Here is a 13,819-nt window from a genome sequence, read left to right as displayed (position 1 = left end):
AAAAGGATTTGCTTTAATATAATGAGTATAAAGTTCGAGTATTCGAAGTATTACTTGAATTATATCCCTATCCCTTTTCTAAAAATGCGAACAAGTTTTGCCCTATTCTATTCAATAGTTTATTGTATAGAAATATATTGTTCGATGACCATTATGGAACGCACATAATGGGTAAATCCCGATCCTTAAAGAGGATGCCCCTAATCTTCATGTGAAAATATGATCGGATAAGAAAGCTGGCCAATTTATGGTCAGCTTTCTTTTTGTTCAATGAGTAAGTCTTCTTTAATTTCTGTTTGCAATAATAAAGTTTTTCCGAAGCGACGTTTACATTCAGCTCGTACTTTTTGAATGGCTAGTAGCTGAGAAGTAGCAGGCACTGTGACAATGGATTGCCGAGGTTTTCGGTTTTCTTCACAAAAAACACATTCCACAACATATTTAGAAATCATAATTTCATCCTTCCGGTTTGAATTTCTAAGAAGGGACTGCTCATGAAGTTGATGTAAACTTTCGGCATCTTTTTACTTATTTCCTCTTTTTTTTCAAAGGGGAAATAAAAAAGAAGGTGAATTTTAGTAGGGGAGGGATGTATATGGAGAGATGGATAGGTACGGCAGCTATTTGTATGAATGAAAGAAATGAAATTTTAATGGTATTGCAAGGAAAAGAAGGGGAAGAAAAAAGGTGGTCTGTCCCAAGTGGAGGACTTGAAAAGGGAGAAACACTAGAAGAATGTTGTATCAGGGAAGTTTGGGAGGAAACAGGCTACAATGTGGAGGTTGTAAATAAAATATACGAAAAAGAAGGTATTACATACGGGATTCCGGTGTATGTTCATTATTACTTTGTTAAAAAAATAGGCGGTAATATGAAAATCCAAGATCCGGATGAGTTAATACATGAGATTGATTGGAAAGGGATACATGAAGTTGGAAAATTATCATTAGCTTTTCCAGAGGATTACGAGCTAATATACCGATATGTAAATAAAAAAGCAAGTGTGTAAATACTTGCTTTTTTAGTGTATCCAAGATAAGAAAAGTGGAACGATAACTAAACTAGCTCCAGCTGTTAAAAGCATTGATAAACTTGCAATTGTACCTTCTACAGGACCGATTTCAAATGCTTTTGATGTTCCGGTCCCATTCGCGCTAGTACCTAGCATTATACCTTTTGCGAGCGCTGTTTTAATACGGCATATGCGTATGAGTGTAGGACCGAATAACGCTCCAGTTAAGGCAGTTAATACAACGAAAACTGCTGTTAATTGTGACATGCCGCCAATCATTTCTGAAATAGCCATTGCAATAGGTGTTGTTACAATGTGCGGTGCTAAACTTTGTTCTATTGTAGAGTCAATTTGAAAAAAATTAGCTAGTAGTGCGGAAGTAATAACAGATAGAAAAGAACCGACAATGACATTAATTAAAATAGCAGTGCCGTGTTTTTTTAATAGATCAAAATGTTTATAGATTGGCCATGCGAAAGCAACTGTTGCAGGTTTTAATAATTCTGTTAGCCAATGACTACCAGATTCGTAGGTTTCGTATGGTGTATCTAATCCAAGTAATAAAGCTATTAAAATGATTGGGCATACAAGAAGGGGAGAAAGCAGACTCCAATTCCAGCGTTGATACATTTTTTTAGATACCCAATATGTGAATAGTGTTAATAGTAAACAAAGAAAGCCGATCATTGTGTTGATCCTTTCCGCTTTAATAGCAATTCTGTTAAAAGTCCTGTTACGAGAGTAACACAAAGTGTACTAATCACGATAATTAAAATGAGATCGATTCCATATTGTGATAATGTATCTTTGTAACGAATGACAGCGACTGCAGAAGGGATGAAAAATAAAATAAGTTCTTTTAATAAAAAGTCTGCACCGTCGTGTATCCATTCTTTTTTCACTATATTAAATTTTAATGAGATTAACAATAAAAAAATACCGATTATACTTCCTGGAACTGGGAGGTGTGCCTGTTTTGCAATCCATTCACCTGTCCAAGCGAAACAAAATAATAATAAAATTTGTCCGCTTAACTTCCACCATTTCATACAGTAACCACCTCTTTGTTTTTTACATAAAAATTGTAAAAAAGAATTAACAATTTCTACTATACGTTCATTCGAAATATTTGTCTAATATATAAATTGTATGTTATTAATATATTAGATGTATTAATCGAAAGTGAAAAGGGTGTCCAAAATGGAATTACGGCATTTGCAATATTTTGTTGTAGTGGCAGAGGAATTACACTTTGGACGAGCAGCTGCTCGTTTACAAATGACACAACCACCGCTTAGTCAACAAATTCAGCAATTAGAAAAAGAAATGGGAGTTATGTTATTTTCAAGAACGAAGAGAAAGGTTGAATTAACAGAAGCAGGAGAAATGTTTTTAAAAGAAGTAAAAAAAGCGTTTGAACAAATTGAAAAAGCAGTGGAAGTTGCACAAAGTGCTCAAAGGGGAGAAGTTGGATCACTTTCAATTGGTTTTGTAGGTGCGGCGATATATGATATTTTACCGTCAATCGTCAGAGAGTATAGAAAGAAATTTCCGAGAGTGTCTGTAGCATTACATGAATTGTCCACACCGGATCAGGTGCATGCACTTCATGATAATCGAATTGATATTGGATTTTTACGTCCGCCAATTCCAACGCAATTACTTGAGTTAGAACCAATTCAAAAACTTTCATGTACGTTATGTTTACCGAAGGCACATCCTCTTGCTGAAAAGGACGAAATACATATCGAAGATTTAAGGGATGAACCGTTCGTATTTATTACGAGACCAGTATGGCCAGCGTTATATGATACAATTTTATCGCTTTGCCGTGATGTAGGTTTTAGTCCGCACATTGTACAAGAAGCAACGGAGTATCAAACTGTTATGGGGCTTGTAGCGGCAGGTATTGGAATTACGGTAATACCTGTATCCGCAAATAAATTGTATAGAACAGAAGTTGTATATAAAGAGTTATGTGATTCTAATTTTGTTGCAGAAATGTCAGTGGCTTATAAAAAAATGAATAACAATCCAGAGTTGTTAGAGTTTTTGAAAATTGCAAGAGAGAAAAAGAGGATTGAAGTGGAAGATGCGAAGGCTGAATAGTTGATGAAGTTACAGGATAGTCATGATAATTAAGTTATATAAAGATTCACCTCGTTAAACAAAAAACGGAAATGTAACTAAAGTGCATTTCCATTTTTTGTTTTTTATTCAATGCTAAGGAGATCAATATGCGTGGTTTCTAGGACTAAAGGCTTAGTAAAGATTCCGATTGAAGTGCGATGTTTAAAATGTCATATTTTTATACACTAGTAGTATAGAATGCGTATGTTATGAAGCAAGGTAGGGGGAAATTATGTCTTTATTTCGGTTAGCGAGAAAAAATATACAAACATTTGCTGCCCAAAGGTTAAAACAATTTATGTGGATTGCTATGAATACAATGATTTGTTTTTTTATGATATCATTCCGATTCAATGAAGCTGTAATAAGTAAAGCGGAATATACACCTATATTTGTAAAGTGGTTTTATGCTATGTTTCTATTTATAGTTTTTGTGTGTATTTTCGTTACATATAAAATGACAACCTCTCTTTTACGGGTAAGAAGAGAGGAGTTTAAATCGTATGAAGTAGTGAAGATGACAAGAAAAGAAATGTTATGTTTATTATGTCAGGAGCAATTATTAACTTACGGAGGAGCTTTTGTTTTCGGATTAATTCATGGTATGTTATTTTTGAAATTATTTATTATTATTTTTATGAAAGCAGTAGGAATCCAAGGGATAACCAATGCACCGATTACGATGTATGCGGTAGTGATAACAGCAGTTGTTATGATAACTGTCATTATAATATCAATGTGGAAATGTTGTAGGTTTACACAAAGGTTAAAGGATGAAAAGTCATATGAAACGAGGAGAAAGGCATGAGAAATCATGGCTTTTTCTTCATTTTACACATGTTATTAATCATGATACAGTGGGAAGAACTGAAAAAAAGAGTTAAGAAGAAAGGTTGTATGGAATGATAAATGAGCAAGCGATCGTAAAAGTTGATCGATTAACAAAGCGAATTGGTTCAAAGACGTTAGTAGAAAATATTAGTTTTGAAGTGAAAAAAGGTGAAGTAGTTGGCTTATTAGGACCAAATGGTGCTGGAAAAACGACATTAATGCGAATGATGGTCGGAATGATTCGTATGACAGAAGGAGAAGTATGGATTGCTGGTCAATCTGTAAAACAGCAATTTGAAAAAACCGCTGCGAAAATTGGTGCTGTAATTGAGACACCAGAATTTTATCCTTTCTTAAGCGGCTATGAAAATTTAACATATTTCGGACGAATGAATGGGAATGTGACTGAAGAGCGTATCGATGAAGTAGTGCAATTGTTAGGAATGGGACAAGTAATTGACCGTAAAGTAAAAGCATATTCACTCGGTATGAGACAGCGTTTAGGAATTGCTCAGGCACTTATACATAATCCAGATGTATTAATACTAGACGAACCGACGAACGGATTAGATCCTAGTGGTATACATGAAATGCGGATGTACATAAAGAAAATTGCGCATGAACAAGGAAAAGCTGTTCTTGTTTCTAGTCACTTACTCTCAGAAGTTGAATTAATGTGTGACAGGGTTATTATTATTCAGCATGGAGAATATGTCGCAACACAAAATATTCAAAGTGATAAAAAGGAAGAAAAAGAAGAAATACATATACGTGTAGATGATGCGAATAAAGCGGCAGAGGTTTTAGAATACGATGTTTTAGTAAAAGAAAACGAATTAATTATAAACGTGAAAGATGAAGAAGTTCCAAATATTCTTCGTACATTGATGGAGAAAAACATTCAAGTTTATCGTGTATATGAAGAAAGAAAAACGCTAGAAGAGCAGTTTTTAGAATTAACAGGAGGAAAAGATATTGTTTAATTTAGTTTATAACGAGCTGTATAAAATATTTAAGCGAAAGCGAACGATTATTCCTTTTGCAGTTATTGCGGTATTAATTATTGGATTAGGATGGGTTACGGTAAAATATTTAGAGCCAGAAACAAAAGGGTGGAAAGCGGATTATACAGAACGCACTGTAGAAATTGAGAAAAAGCTCGGCATGAAAAAAGAGGATATTTTAACAGAAAAGTCAGGAGACGAGCTTGTAAAGGAATACCAGCTTAAAATGAAGCATTTAGATACGAATACAGCGCCAGCAAGTAGTTCTCCGCTTTCATTTATGAGAGATACAGGTTTTATCGTATTTCCAATTTTACTTCCGTTTATTCTCGTATATGCGAGTACGATTTTTGCGAATGAATATAGCTGGGGAACATATAAATTTTTAACAATTCGTCCAGCGAGCCGATTTAAAATTTTAACATCTAAGTTTTTGGCAATCGTTATATTTGCGGCATTATTATTTATATTTAATATGATTTTTTCCGTATTATGCGGGTTGATTATTTATAAATTCCAACAACCAGCTTGGGCTGAATTTGTCGTTCAAAATGGAAATATAATAAAACAAAATATTTTCGTAGAAGCAAGTAAATATTATATTTTATCTTGGTTACCAACTCTTGTGTATGCTGCATTTGCCTTTATGATTTCCGTTTTAACGAGATCGAGCGGAGGTGCAATCGGGATTTCTTTATTTCTTGCATTATCAGGGGGAATAGCGCTAATTCCGGCAGCAAGATATGAATGGGCGAAATATTTATTACCAGCGAATACAGATTTATATGGGCTTTTAAAGGGTGGAAGCTTTATTGATGGAGTAACATTCCCATTTGCTTCTTGTATGCTTCTTCTATACTTAGCTGTATTTTTAGGGGTTTCCTATACTGTATTTATAAAACGAGATTTAACAGCATAAGCAAAAGCCGTTAAGGGTAACTTAACGGCTTTTTGTTTGTAATAATTGATGAATAGCTTCTTCGGCTAATAGGGCGAAATACTCTGCGCTAATAGGCAATGCTTTTTCATCTACTGTAAAAGCTGGATGATGCCATTCATGTGTACCACTTGTTCCCATAAAGACGAATGAACCTGGTATTTCTTGTTGGTAAAAAGAAAAGTCTTCTCCTGCCATTGATGGTGTAGGAGAGATAACGTTTAGATTCATTTTCTCTGCAATATGAATAGAAAAATCAGTGAGTACTTTATCGTTTTGAACAGCAGGAGGACCTGGATAAAATCGGAATTCTGTTTTTACACCTAATGCATCAGAAACGCCATTAATGATACGTTTCATTAATGCCGGAATCTTTTCACGTGTTTCAGCTTGGAATGTACGGACAGTTCCTTCTAATATTGCTTTTTCGGGAATAACGTTCCACGTATTCCCTGAATGAATGTTTGTTACACTTACGACAGCGTTATGAGAAGAACTAATATTTCGGCTTACAATCGTTTGAAGTGCCATAACGATTTGAGATGATGCAACGATAGGATCGACGCCGGCATCAGGCACAGCTGCATGTGTACCAACACCATGGATTTCAATTTCAAATCGATCAACTCCGGCCATTAGTGGCCCATCTTTAATACCGATTGTACCTACTGGTAAATCAGGTTTATTATGCATACCGAAAATAGCTTGCACGCCACGTAAATGCCCAGCTTCAATAACTTTGCAAGCACCATTACTACTTTCTTCAGCTGGCTGGAATATAAGGCGGACAATTCCATTAAGAGAAGCTTCTTTTTCTTTTAATAAGTAAGCCGCACCCAATACAGCAGCTGTATGAAAATCATGCCCACAAGCATGCATTTTACCTTGTATTTTTGAAGTGTATGGAAGGTCAGTTTCTTCCTGGATAGGAAGGGCATCGATATCAGCACGAAGCGCTACAACTGGTCCGTTTTTATTACCAGAAATTTCAGCGATAACTCCTGTTTCTAAATTGGAATCAATAATAGTGATATTGGCCTCGTCTAACCAATTTTTTATCGCTTTTGTCGTTTCAAATTCTTCGTATGATAGTTCTGGATTTTCATGTAAATGCCGACGAATGGAAATAAGTTTTTCTGTTAATTGATCAGGAATAGATGCCACTTATTATGCCCTCTTTCTTAAGTGAAGTATTTGTATTAATTATACAATAATAAAAGAGAGGATTCTCAAATGAAAATCCTCTCGCGTTTTATGCTGCAACTTTTTTATGAGTATGCTGTTTTCGATAACGCCCACGCATTGCGTATGCAATTTGCGGGATTGCGATACCGATTAAAATAAGTGATACACCGAACCATTGTGAAGATAGTACAGCTTCTTTTAAAACGAATACAGACATAATAGTTGTAACTGGTAGTTCTGCTGCACCAAGAATAGTTGCTAATCCAGAACCGATTTTTGGAATGCCAATTGTAAAGGCAATGGACGGAATAACGATACTAAATATTCCTAATCCTAAGCCGTATTTCCAAAGACCTTGAGAGATCGCCCCGTTAAAAATAAATGTTGGCGGGAATACGATCATGACTAAAGTTAAAGCGCCAGCCATTAAAAGGACACCACGTGGTAAAGAAGGTACTTCAACGGCAACTTTCCCGCTTACGAAAATGTATGTTGCAAATGTAATAGCAGATAATAAGCCTAAAATGATTCCAGTCGTATCGAAATCACCAGCTGATGTTTCTAATAACCCACTTGATAAAAATGTACCTGCAAGTAAGAAGATTACTGAAATAACTTTTTCTCTTGAAGGTAATGTTTTTGTTGCGACTGCTTCAATGATAATTCCAACCCAAACGAACTGGAATAAAAGTATAATTGCAATAGAAGCTGGTACAGTTTTTAAAGAAGCGTAATAAAAAATTCCAGTAAAACTTGCAGACGTTCCTGCGACGAATAAAATTAACATTTGTTTTAGTGGAACACGATGTCTAGAAAATAGAAGTGTAATAGCAAGTAAAATAATCCAACCGAACAAATACTGGCTACCAATTACCTCTCCAAGTGAAAACCCTTCTGCATATGCAAGTTTAACAAAAATAGCTAAAACCCCATAACTACACGCTCCTAATAAAACTAAAAGAGAATAACGAAGCATGAAAAATTCCTCCCATCTATATGAAATTGTTCCGTAACGGACATATATAACTAGAGGGAAGTATACAAAATTAAAAATGAAGGGTCAAATGAAAGAAAAGTGCAAAATTTTATAGAATAATAATAAAAGTATGATATTTATGCATAATCTTGAAATTAATAATAATTAAAGTATTGTAAAATCAGCTTTATGTTGTATAAAGACAGCATTTGAAAAAAATTTTTAAGGCCAATAGGTGTGAAGTCAATTGTAATGTGCTAATCATTTGAGAAACTGTGGAACCTTTGTTATGTTAGTAACAATTAGAAAGAGTTTCATAATTCAATTGAGATTTTTCTATATAATAGAAGGGAATGAAAACGTTTTATTAGAAAATGTGTGAAAGGGTAGTTTTTCTTATTGTCATGTTGGAAAAGTGAATTCATGAAATGTCCATAGTATTTTCAATTGTTTTTGCTACAATATTGAAGAGGAGAGGAGTGGAATAATGCAAGATATTAGTATTTTTTTAGCGTTTGGAGCTGGGTTCTTATCATTTATATCCCCATGTTGCTTACCGCTTTATCCGGCATTTTTATCATACATAACAGGTATGTCGGTTTCTGAATTGAAAGAAGAAAATGCAATGCTTCGCAAAAGAAGTATGATACATACAGCGTTTTTCTTACTTGGTTTTTCAATTATTTTTATTGCAATTGGATTTGGTACAAGTTTTATTGGAGGCATCTTTACAAATTATAAAGATTTAATTAGACAGTTAGGCGGTATATTTATCATCGTGTTTGGTCTTATTATTATCGGTGTGTTTAAACCGAAGTTTTTAATGCAAGACCGTAAATTTACGTTTAAAAATCGTCCGAGTGGTTATTTTGGTTCAGTTTTAATTGGATTGGCTTTTGCTGCTGGATGGACACCTTGTACTGGACCTATATTAGTGTCTGTAATTGGATTAGCTGCAACAAATCCAGAATCGGCAATGATTTATATGATTGCTTACATACTTGGATTTGCTATCCCGTTTTTCGTACTTTCATTCTTTATTACGAAAATGTCTTGGATTAAAAGAAATAGTATGAAATTCATGAAGATTGGAGGATACGTTATGATTGTCATGGGTATCTTCCTATATTTTAACTGGATGACGAAAATTATCGTATATTTCTCAAGTTTATTTGGTGGTTTTACCGGTTTTTAGTATTATTCTGTGAAAATGTTGGAAATACTAACGGAAAAGCATATAATAAAATTATATTTTGCATATAGCCACAAAAAAGGATGAGAAAATATGAACATAGTTCTGTTATCAAGTATCGTTGCTGTTTGTATGGCTGTTGGTGCGATGTTTATTCGTTTAAAAGCAGCTAAGAAACCTGCAACATTGAAAAAAATTATACTTCCCCCATTTTTTATGAGCACGGGAGCGTTGATGTTTGTTTTTCCTGAATTTCGATTAACTCCAGCAGAAATGTTAGAAGCAATTGGCGTCGGTTTGTTTTTCTCTATTTTTCTTATTAAAACATCTAAATTTGAAATTAGAGGACAAGAGATTTATTTGAAGCGTTCAAAAGCATTTGTTTTTATACTAATTGGATTACTTGTCGTGCGGATTGTATTTAAAACATACTTAAGCCAATCTCTTGATTTAGGACAACTTAGTGGCATGTTCTTCTTACTGGCGTTCGCGATGATTGTGTCATGGAGAATTGCAATGTACCGTTCCTTTACGAAATTACAGAAGGAAATGGAAAAAGAAGACGGTTTTTATAATGAAAAAGATATGAAGTTAACGTAAAGAGTGTTATATGTATAAAGAAACAACGTCTGATTAGACGTTGTTTTTTGTTAATCACTGAAAGGTAACTTCCTCAATTCTAGTTGTGATGTATAAATTGTCGACCATCGAAGAAGCAATTTAAGTTTGACGTTATGAATGGACCGATATAAGGAATACTATTTGGTTTGAAGTTTTATCACCGGTAATTGGAGGCTAAGTTAGATTAGGTTGGATCGTATAGGAGACGTTCCTTCATTAACAATTACTCCACTTGATGGTACTGATACAACATGAAAGTGGAATGTTAATGACGAAATTTCGCTTAGCTTAAGTGTCTTGAGCCGAATCTAATATTGCAAATATAAATGCAACAGGATGAATTGCTGCGAATACAACATATACCTCTGTAAATATTACAGGTACTGGTGATACGATTTATACGAGTGCTGTAGGGTTACAGATAGATTTAGCGAAAGCGAGATTAATTGCTACAAAATCAGTAACTGTAAGTTGAGCTTATAAAAAAGATTGCTATAAAATAGCAATCTTTTTTATAAGGAATAATGGGCTTACTTTGCAAGTAAAGCTTTATAGTTAGAATAATCAATCTCTTTTTCTTGTAGTTTCTTAATTAAAAATTTATGATCGCGCTTCGGTGTGGCAACGATATATCCTTGTATGATTAAATCTTGTGTAATTTTTGGAGCGTTTTCCTTTATTGCAAGTTCCCCAATTTTACCGGCAATTTTTGACTTAGCAACATCGCGAAATAATTCCGGAACGGGACTTACTAGTTCTTCTAACAATTGTTTTTGTTCGTCAGCCCATAAGTGTCTTGTTTTATTAATATAGTGATCTTCCCAATCCAAAATGGACATACCGTCTTCTTTTGGCAACCGTTTTAGGAATTTTCTGAACATGAAATATCCACCAATGGACATAAGCCCTAATAATACAACAGTCCAAACGACTATAAACCAACTAAACCATCCTTCAAGCAATTGTATGCCCTCCTTTAACGAAAGCAATATTTTGTATTTTATTTATATTATAAGCAATGAGATTCATAGAAAGCAAGAACGCTTGATCATTTTGACCAAGCGTTGTGATTTAAACGAAGTATAGTTGTTCAACACATAAAATATCATTGTCATTTTCTACATATTCAATGATGAGTGTGCCAACTTTACGATCTTTATCTTCAGTTGTGAAAATAGAGTAAGAAGTAAAACGTGTTGTTGATAGGCCGCTTATATGTGTAGGTAAAGGAATGTAGTCGTTATCGCGGAAGAATTCCATCAGTTCAATATCTTCAAATTCTTTTCGGTCAACTTGTTTGTTTGTATAGCGGCGTTGAAGTTGTTTTAAAGATGCATTCCAAGAAATTGCTTTTGTGTCGTATACCATTGTTCTATCTCCTTACTGTATGTAATTATTAAGAACATACGTTCTAATCTAGTATACTCTTTTTATAAGAAAAGGGAAAGCAAAAAATAATGTAAGCTTGGATTTCCAAGCTTACATTATTTTGCGTCCGTCATAATCTCTATTTTTTATTATAAGTTAGATAAGAATAAGAAACAAGATGATATATATCTTGTTGATAGTTTTCAAAATTCTGTTTATTATTTATGTAATACAGTACAAGGGAATGAGAGGGATGACATACGTAATTTCACTCCAAGGACCGATGGCAAGTGGGAAAACAACATTGGCAAAAAGGTTAGAGCAATATGAGCTTTCAATTATATACGAAAATCCATATCCAATTGTAGAAAAAAGAAAAGAATTACATTTAGATATGAACTCAAAAGAGGGGTTTATTACAAATCAAAAAATGTTTATTGAAGCAAAAATAAAAGAGTTTCAAAATGTGAAAAGCTCAGTCGTGATTTTTGATCGTGGACCAGAAGATATTGAATTTTATACACTCTTTTATCCGAAGATGATAGGGAAAGAGTGGGGTATAGAAACAGAATTAAAAGATGAATTGTATAAATTAAGAGAATGCCGTTCGGATGCAATTTTTTATTTAGATGTTTCGAAAGAGAGTTTGTATGATAGGAGAAATAATGATAGGACAAGAAATCGAAGTACATTTGAGGAACAATTTAAATTAGTAGAAGTTGAAAAAGAATGGTATAAACAATTTCCCGTAACTTATGTGGACACTAATATATTATCAGTGGACGAATTAGAGGCATATTTTATAGGGTGGCTAAGGGAGAAAAGGCTATGAAAAAAATATTATTATTCGTATACCCGACATTTGCAGAGTTTGAAATAACGGTAGCAACAGCATTGCTGAAAAAGAAATATGAAATCATTACAGCGGGTGTAACAAAAGAAATGATTATAAGTGAAACAGGCTTACAAGTACAGCCGCATATAGAATTAAGTGAAGTGCGTGTAGAAGAATATGAGGGGATTATCATTCCGGGCGGAGATGAAATACATATGAAAGAGGCGAAACTGCTTTTTTCAGTTATTCGTCAATTTTCTGAGCAAGGAAAATTAGTGGCAGCGATTTGTGCTGGACCGTATGCGTTAGCAAGGGCAGGTTTACTAAAAGAAATCTCTTATACAGTGACCATAGATTATCAAAAATTAGATTGTTTTCCAGTAGAAAATTTTGTGTATACAGAAGTTGTACAGCACGCAAATATTATTACAGCACAAGGACATGCATTTGTGCCATTTGGACTAGCGATTGCCTCCTATTTTGGAGTAGTGAATGAACATAATACAAATTTTTATAGTGGAAAGGGCAATATAATGATGGAGAATCTTTTACCGGAAAACGTGTAAAAGCTAGCGAATGCTAGCTCTTTTCTTTTTTACATCGATAAATCACTAACGTTTTCGGATCGCGCCATATACCGTTATGAAATGATAAATCATTTTCTATTTCTTCTTTTAGCCATTCCTTCATTTCGGTGTGAAGGGACATATTATCAGGTATATTCAACGACGGGAACATGCTAGAAATATAGTTAACGATTGGAGTGGCATGATGAAAAACAAGTGCATTATGAATAATTGTTTCTTCAACAGTTGAAAAAACAGAGTGTAATAGATCTTTACCATTTTCTAAACAAAATGGAGCTACTGACGGTGATGTTTTTGGTAAATCAAATGTGACTAACATTTTGTTACACATTTCATCTATACGAGGTAATGAAACTTTAGAATTTGTTGTAGCTAAAAGGGCGCCGCCAGGACGAATTATCTTATGGAATCCTTGAATAGTTTTTTCGACATCTTTCATGTGGTATAACATATGCCTTGCGATTAGCAGGTCATAACAATTAGCTTCGAAAGGAAGTTTACTAGCGTCACCGAGTTTCCATTCAATCATATTATTCGTTATAGCAGCTTCAGAAAGCATAGTTTCGGATTGATCAAAACCAGTTAGATGTCCTTTATGACCATTAGTTTGCAAAAGGGAAAGAAATTTTCCGTTAGCACACCCGACCTCTAATATTTTTTCTTCCCCTTGGAGTTGTAAATGTTCAATGACGACTTCATCTACATTCACTTGTTTTTCTTCGTAATGTTTATGCGTATCGATACGTGTTTGTAAATGGTTACTTACGTTGTATTGGCGTTTTACATCATTCATTTTTTCACATTCCACCTTTATGCAAAATTGCTGAATCGCATGTGTTAATACATCTGTTTTATTTAAACCTTCGTAATGGAGTGCGTCTTCAAACCTTGTAAGTAATTTTTCTTCAATTCGAAAATGAATATCTTTTCGCTTCGCCACTGAAATTTCGCCCCTTTGCATCTGTTAGTGAGACTATAGCACGTCTGAAAAAAATCTGTAAATAAATTGTGTACACAAGTACAAGTATGAGAGGGATAAAAAATTGCTTGAATAATATTTTAAACTATTGACGATTTAACCGTTTTCATATATTCTTAAATTAAGTAATATTCAAATAATTCAAAAGAAATGAGAGAGTCA

17 protein-coding genes are annotated in these 13,819 nt (G+C 34.0%); 9 read left to right on the top strand and 8 right to left on the bottom strand.

Features of this window, described 5'->3' with window-relative positions:
- Nucleotides 1-251 precede the first annotated feature (251 nt).
- Entirely contained in the window at nt 252-452 is a 201-nt protein-coding gene (locus tag MKX37_RS17710) for a DUF3903 domain-containing protein (protein ID WP_002167816.1), read from the bottom strand.
- A gap of 143 nt (nt 453-595) precedes the next feature.
- Between MKX37_RS17710 and MKX37_RS17705 the strand changes: the two genes are divergently transcribed.
- The gene (locus MKX37_RS17705; RefSeq protein WP_002137764.1) at nt 596-1,009 is read left to right on the top strand and encodes an NUDIX hydrolase; all 414 of its coding nucleotides are present in this window, start codon (nt 596-598) and stop codon (nt 1,007-1,009) included.
- A gap of 12 nt (nt 1,010-1,021) precedes the next feature.
- Here the strand turns inward: MKX37_RS17705 and MKX37_RS17700 are convergent, their stop codons facing one another.
- Together MKX37_RS17700 and MKX37_RS17695 are read right to left on the bottom strand one after the other, a co-directional pair.
- Nucleotides 1,022-1,699 carry an LrgB family protein gene (locus MKX37_RS17700; protein WP_002137763.1) on the bottom strand — a complete coding sequence of 226 codons (678 nt, stop codon included), beginning with the start codon at nt 1,697-1,699 and terminating at the stop codon, nt 1,022-1,024.
- Complete coding sequence (locus MKX37_RS17695; RefSeq protein ID WP_078422186.1) at nt 1,696-2,061, bottom strand: CidA/LrgA family holin-like protein; 366 nt, start codon at nt 2,059-2,061, stop codon at nt 1,696-1,698. The genes MKX37_RS17700 and MKX37_RS17695 overlap by 4 nt, the downstream gene beginning before the upstream one ends.
- 151 nt (nt 2,062-2,212) lie before the next feature.
- Here MKX37_RS17695 and alsR point away from each other — a divergent pair, with 151 nt between their 5' ends.
- The 4 genes from alsR to MKX37_RS17675 all read left to right on the top strand — a co-directional run bounded on the left by alsR (nt 2,213) and on the right by MKX37_RS17675 (nt 5,896).
- On the top strand, nt 2,213-3,121 hold the full coding sequence (gene alsR, locus MKX37_RS17690) for an acetoin biosynthesis transcriptional regulator AlsR (protein WP_002128558.1): 909 nt from the start codon (nt 2,213-2,215) through the stop codon (nt 3,119-3,121).
- A 253-nt stretch (nt 3,122-3,374) separates the two neighbouring features.
- On the top strand, nt 3,375-3,950 hold the full coding sequence (locus MKX37_RS17685; protein WP_002128556.1) for an FtsX-like permease family protein: 576 nt from the start codon (nt 3,375-3,377) through the stop codon (nt 3,948-3,950).
- Between the two features lie 94 nt (nt 3,951-4,044).
- Nucleotides 4,045-4,956, top strand: coding sequence for an ABC transporter ATP-binding protein (locus MKX37_RS17680; protein ID WP_050000637.1), 912 nt, complete (start codon nt 4,045-4,047; stop codon nt 4,954-4,956).
- Nucleotides 4,949-5,896, top strand: coding sequence for an ABC transporter permease (locus MKX37_RS17675; RefSeq protein WP_002128553.1), 948 nt, complete (start codon nt 4,949-4,951; stop codon nt 5,894-5,896). Before MKX37_RS17680 ends, MKX37_RS17675 begins: the two co-directional genes overlap by 8 nt.
- Before the next feature lie 21 nt (nt 5,897-5,917).
- Here MKX37_RS17675 and MKX37_RS17670 read toward each other — a convergent pair whose 3' ends face one another.
- Both MKX37_RS17670 and MKX37_RS17665 read right to left on the bottom strand, forming a co-directional pair.
- Entirely contained in the window at nt 5,918-7,078 is a 1,161-nt protein-coding gene (locus MKX37_RS17670; RefSeq protein WP_002128552.1) for a M20 peptidase aminoacylase family protein, read from the bottom strand.
- 88 nt (nt 7,079-7,166) lie between these two features.
- The gene (locus MKX37_RS17665) at nt 7,167-8,075 is read right to left on the bottom strand and encodes an EamA family transporter (RefSeq protein WP_002128551.1); all 909 of its coding nucleotides are present in this window, start codon (nt 8,073-8,075) and stop codon (nt 7,167-7,169) included.
- A 487-nt stretch (nt 8,076-8,562) separates the two neighbouring features.
- On the opposite strand from MKX37_RS17665, the gene ccdA reads away from it, so the two are divergent.
- Together ccdA and MKX37_RS17655 are read left to right on the top strand one after the other, a co-directional pair.
- Nucleotides 8,563-9,270, top strand: a complete 708-nt coding sequence (gene ccdA, locus MKX37_RS17660; RefSeq protein WP_078422185.1) for a cytochrome c-type biogenesis protein CcdA — start codon at nt 8,563-8,565, stop codon at nt 9,268-9,270.
- A 90-nt stretch (nt 9,271-9,360) separates the two neighbouring features.
- The gene (locus tag MKX37_RS17655; RefSeq protein WP_002014224.1) at nt 9,361-9,867 is read left to right on the top strand and encodes a CcdC family protein; all 507 of its coding nucleotides are present in this window, start codon (nt 9,361-9,363) and stop codon (nt 9,865-9,867) included.
- A gap of 551 nt (nt 9,868-10,418) precedes the next feature.
- On the opposite strand, the gene MKX37_RS17650 is transcribed toward MKX37_RS17655, so the two are convergent.
- Both MKX37_RS17650 and MKX37_RS17645 read right to left on the bottom strand, forming a co-directional pair.
- Nucleotides 10,419-10,850: a DUF2621 domain-containing protein gene (locus tag MKX37_RS17650; protein WP_002128549.1), complete on the bottom strand. Its 432-nt coding sequence runs from the start codon at nt 10,848-10,850 to the stop codon at nt 10,419-10,421.
- Between the two features lie 109 nt (nt 10,851-10,959).
- On the bottom strand, nt 10,960-11,256 hold the full coding sequence (locus MKX37_RS17645) for a hypothetical protein (protein WP_002033506.1): 297 nt from the start codon (nt 11,254-11,256) through the stop codon (nt 10,960-10,962).
- 253 nt (nt 11,257-11,509) lie between these two features.
- Here MKX37_RS17645 and MKX37_RS17640 point away from each other — a divergent pair, with 253 nt between their 5' ends.
- Nucleotides 11,510-12,088, top strand: a complete 579-nt coding sequence (locus tag MKX37_RS17640; protein ID WP_002128548.1) for an AAA family ATPase — start codon at nt 11,510-11,512, stop codon at nt 12,086-12,088.
- On the top strand, nt 12,085-12,657 hold the full coding sequence (locus MKX37_RS17635; protein ID WP_002128547.1) for a DJ-1/PfpI family protein: 573 nt from the start codon (nt 12,085-12,087) through the stop codon (nt 12,655-12,657). The genes MKX37_RS17640 and MKX37_RS17635 overlap by 4 nt, the downstream gene beginning before the upstream one ends.
- Nucleotides 12,658-12,670: 13 nt before the next feature.
- On the opposite strand, the gene MKX37_RS17630 is transcribed toward MKX37_RS17635, so the two are convergent.
- Nucleotides 12,671-13,639: a class I SAM-dependent methyltransferase gene (locus tag MKX37_RS17630; protein WP_085960791.1), complete on the bottom strand. Its 969-nt coding sequence runs from the start codon at nt 13,637-13,639 to the stop codon at nt 12,671-12,673.
- Between the last annotated feature and the right edge of the window lie 180 nt (nt 13,640-13,819).

Origin of the sequence: Bacillus sp. FSL R5-0709 (assembly GCF_038004785.1) — a bacterium.
Taxonomy (GTDB): Bacteria; Bacillota; Bacilli; order Bacillales; family Bacillaceae_G; genus Bacillus_A; species Bacillus_A mycoides.
This window is presented reverse-complemented; position numbering and strand designations above follow the sequence as displayed.

What these genes read in the sequence shown, in the direction of transcription:
- MKX37_RS17710 (WP_002167816.1), bottom strand. Translation starts at nt 452, where the DNA reads ATGATTTCTAAATATGTTGTGGAATGTGTTTTTTGTGAAGAAAACCGA.
- MKX37_RS17705 (WP_002137764.1), top strand. Translation starts at nt 596, where the DNA reads ATGGAGAGATGGATAGGTACGGCAGCTATTTGTATGAATGAAAGAAAT.
- MKX37_RS17700 (WP_002137763.1), bottom strand. Translation starts at nt 1,699, where the DNA reads ATGATCGGCTTTCTTTGTTTACTATTAACACTATTCACATATTGGGTA.
- MKX37_RS17695 (WP_078422186.1), bottom strand. Translation starts at nt 2,061, where the DNA reads ATGAAATGGTGGAAGTTAAGCGGACAAATTTTATTATTATTTTGTTTC.
- alsR (WP_002128558.1), top strand. Translation starts at nt 2,213, where the DNA reads ATGGAATTACGGCATTTGCAATATTTTGTTGTAGTGGCAGAGGAATTA.
- MKX37_RS17685 (WP_002128556.1), top strand. Translation starts at nt 3,375, where the DNA reads ATGTCTTTATTTCGGTTAGCGAGAAAAAATATACAAACATTTGCTGCC.
- MKX37_RS17680 (WP_050000637.1), top strand. Translation starts at nt 4,045, where the DNA reads ATGATAAATGAGCAAGCGATCGTAAAAGTTGATCGATTAACAAAGCGA.
- MKX37_RS17665 (WP_002128551.1), bottom strand. Translation starts at nt 8,075, where the DNA reads ATGCTTCGTTATTCTCTTTTAGTTTTATTAGGAGCGTGTAGTTATGGG.
- ccdA (WP_078422185.1), top strand. Translation starts at nt 8,563, where the DNA reads ATGCAAGATATTAGTATTTTTTTAGCGTTTGGAGCTGGGTTCTTATCA.
- MKX37_RS17655 (WP_002014224.1), top strand. Translation starts at nt 9,361, where the DNA reads ATGAACATAGTTCTGTTATCAAGTATCGTTGCTGTTTGTATGGCTGTT.
- MKX37_RS17645 (WP_002033506.1), bottom strand. Translation starts at nt 11,256, where the DNA reads ATGGTATACGACACAAAAGCAATTTCTTGGAATGCATCTTTAAAACAA.
- MKX37_RS17640 (WP_002128548.1), top strand. Translation starts at nt 11,510, where the DNA reads ATGACATACGTAATTTCACTCCAAGGACCGATGGCAAGTGGGAAAACA.
- MKX37_RS17635 (WP_002128547.1), top strand. Translation starts at nt 12,085, where the DNA reads ATGAAAAAAATATTATTATTCGTATACCCGACATTTGCAGAGTTTGAA.
- MKX37_RS17630 (WP_085960791.1), bottom strand. Translation starts at nt 13,639, where the DNA reads ATGCAAAGGGGCGAAATTTCAGTGGCGAAGCGAAAAGATATTCATTTT.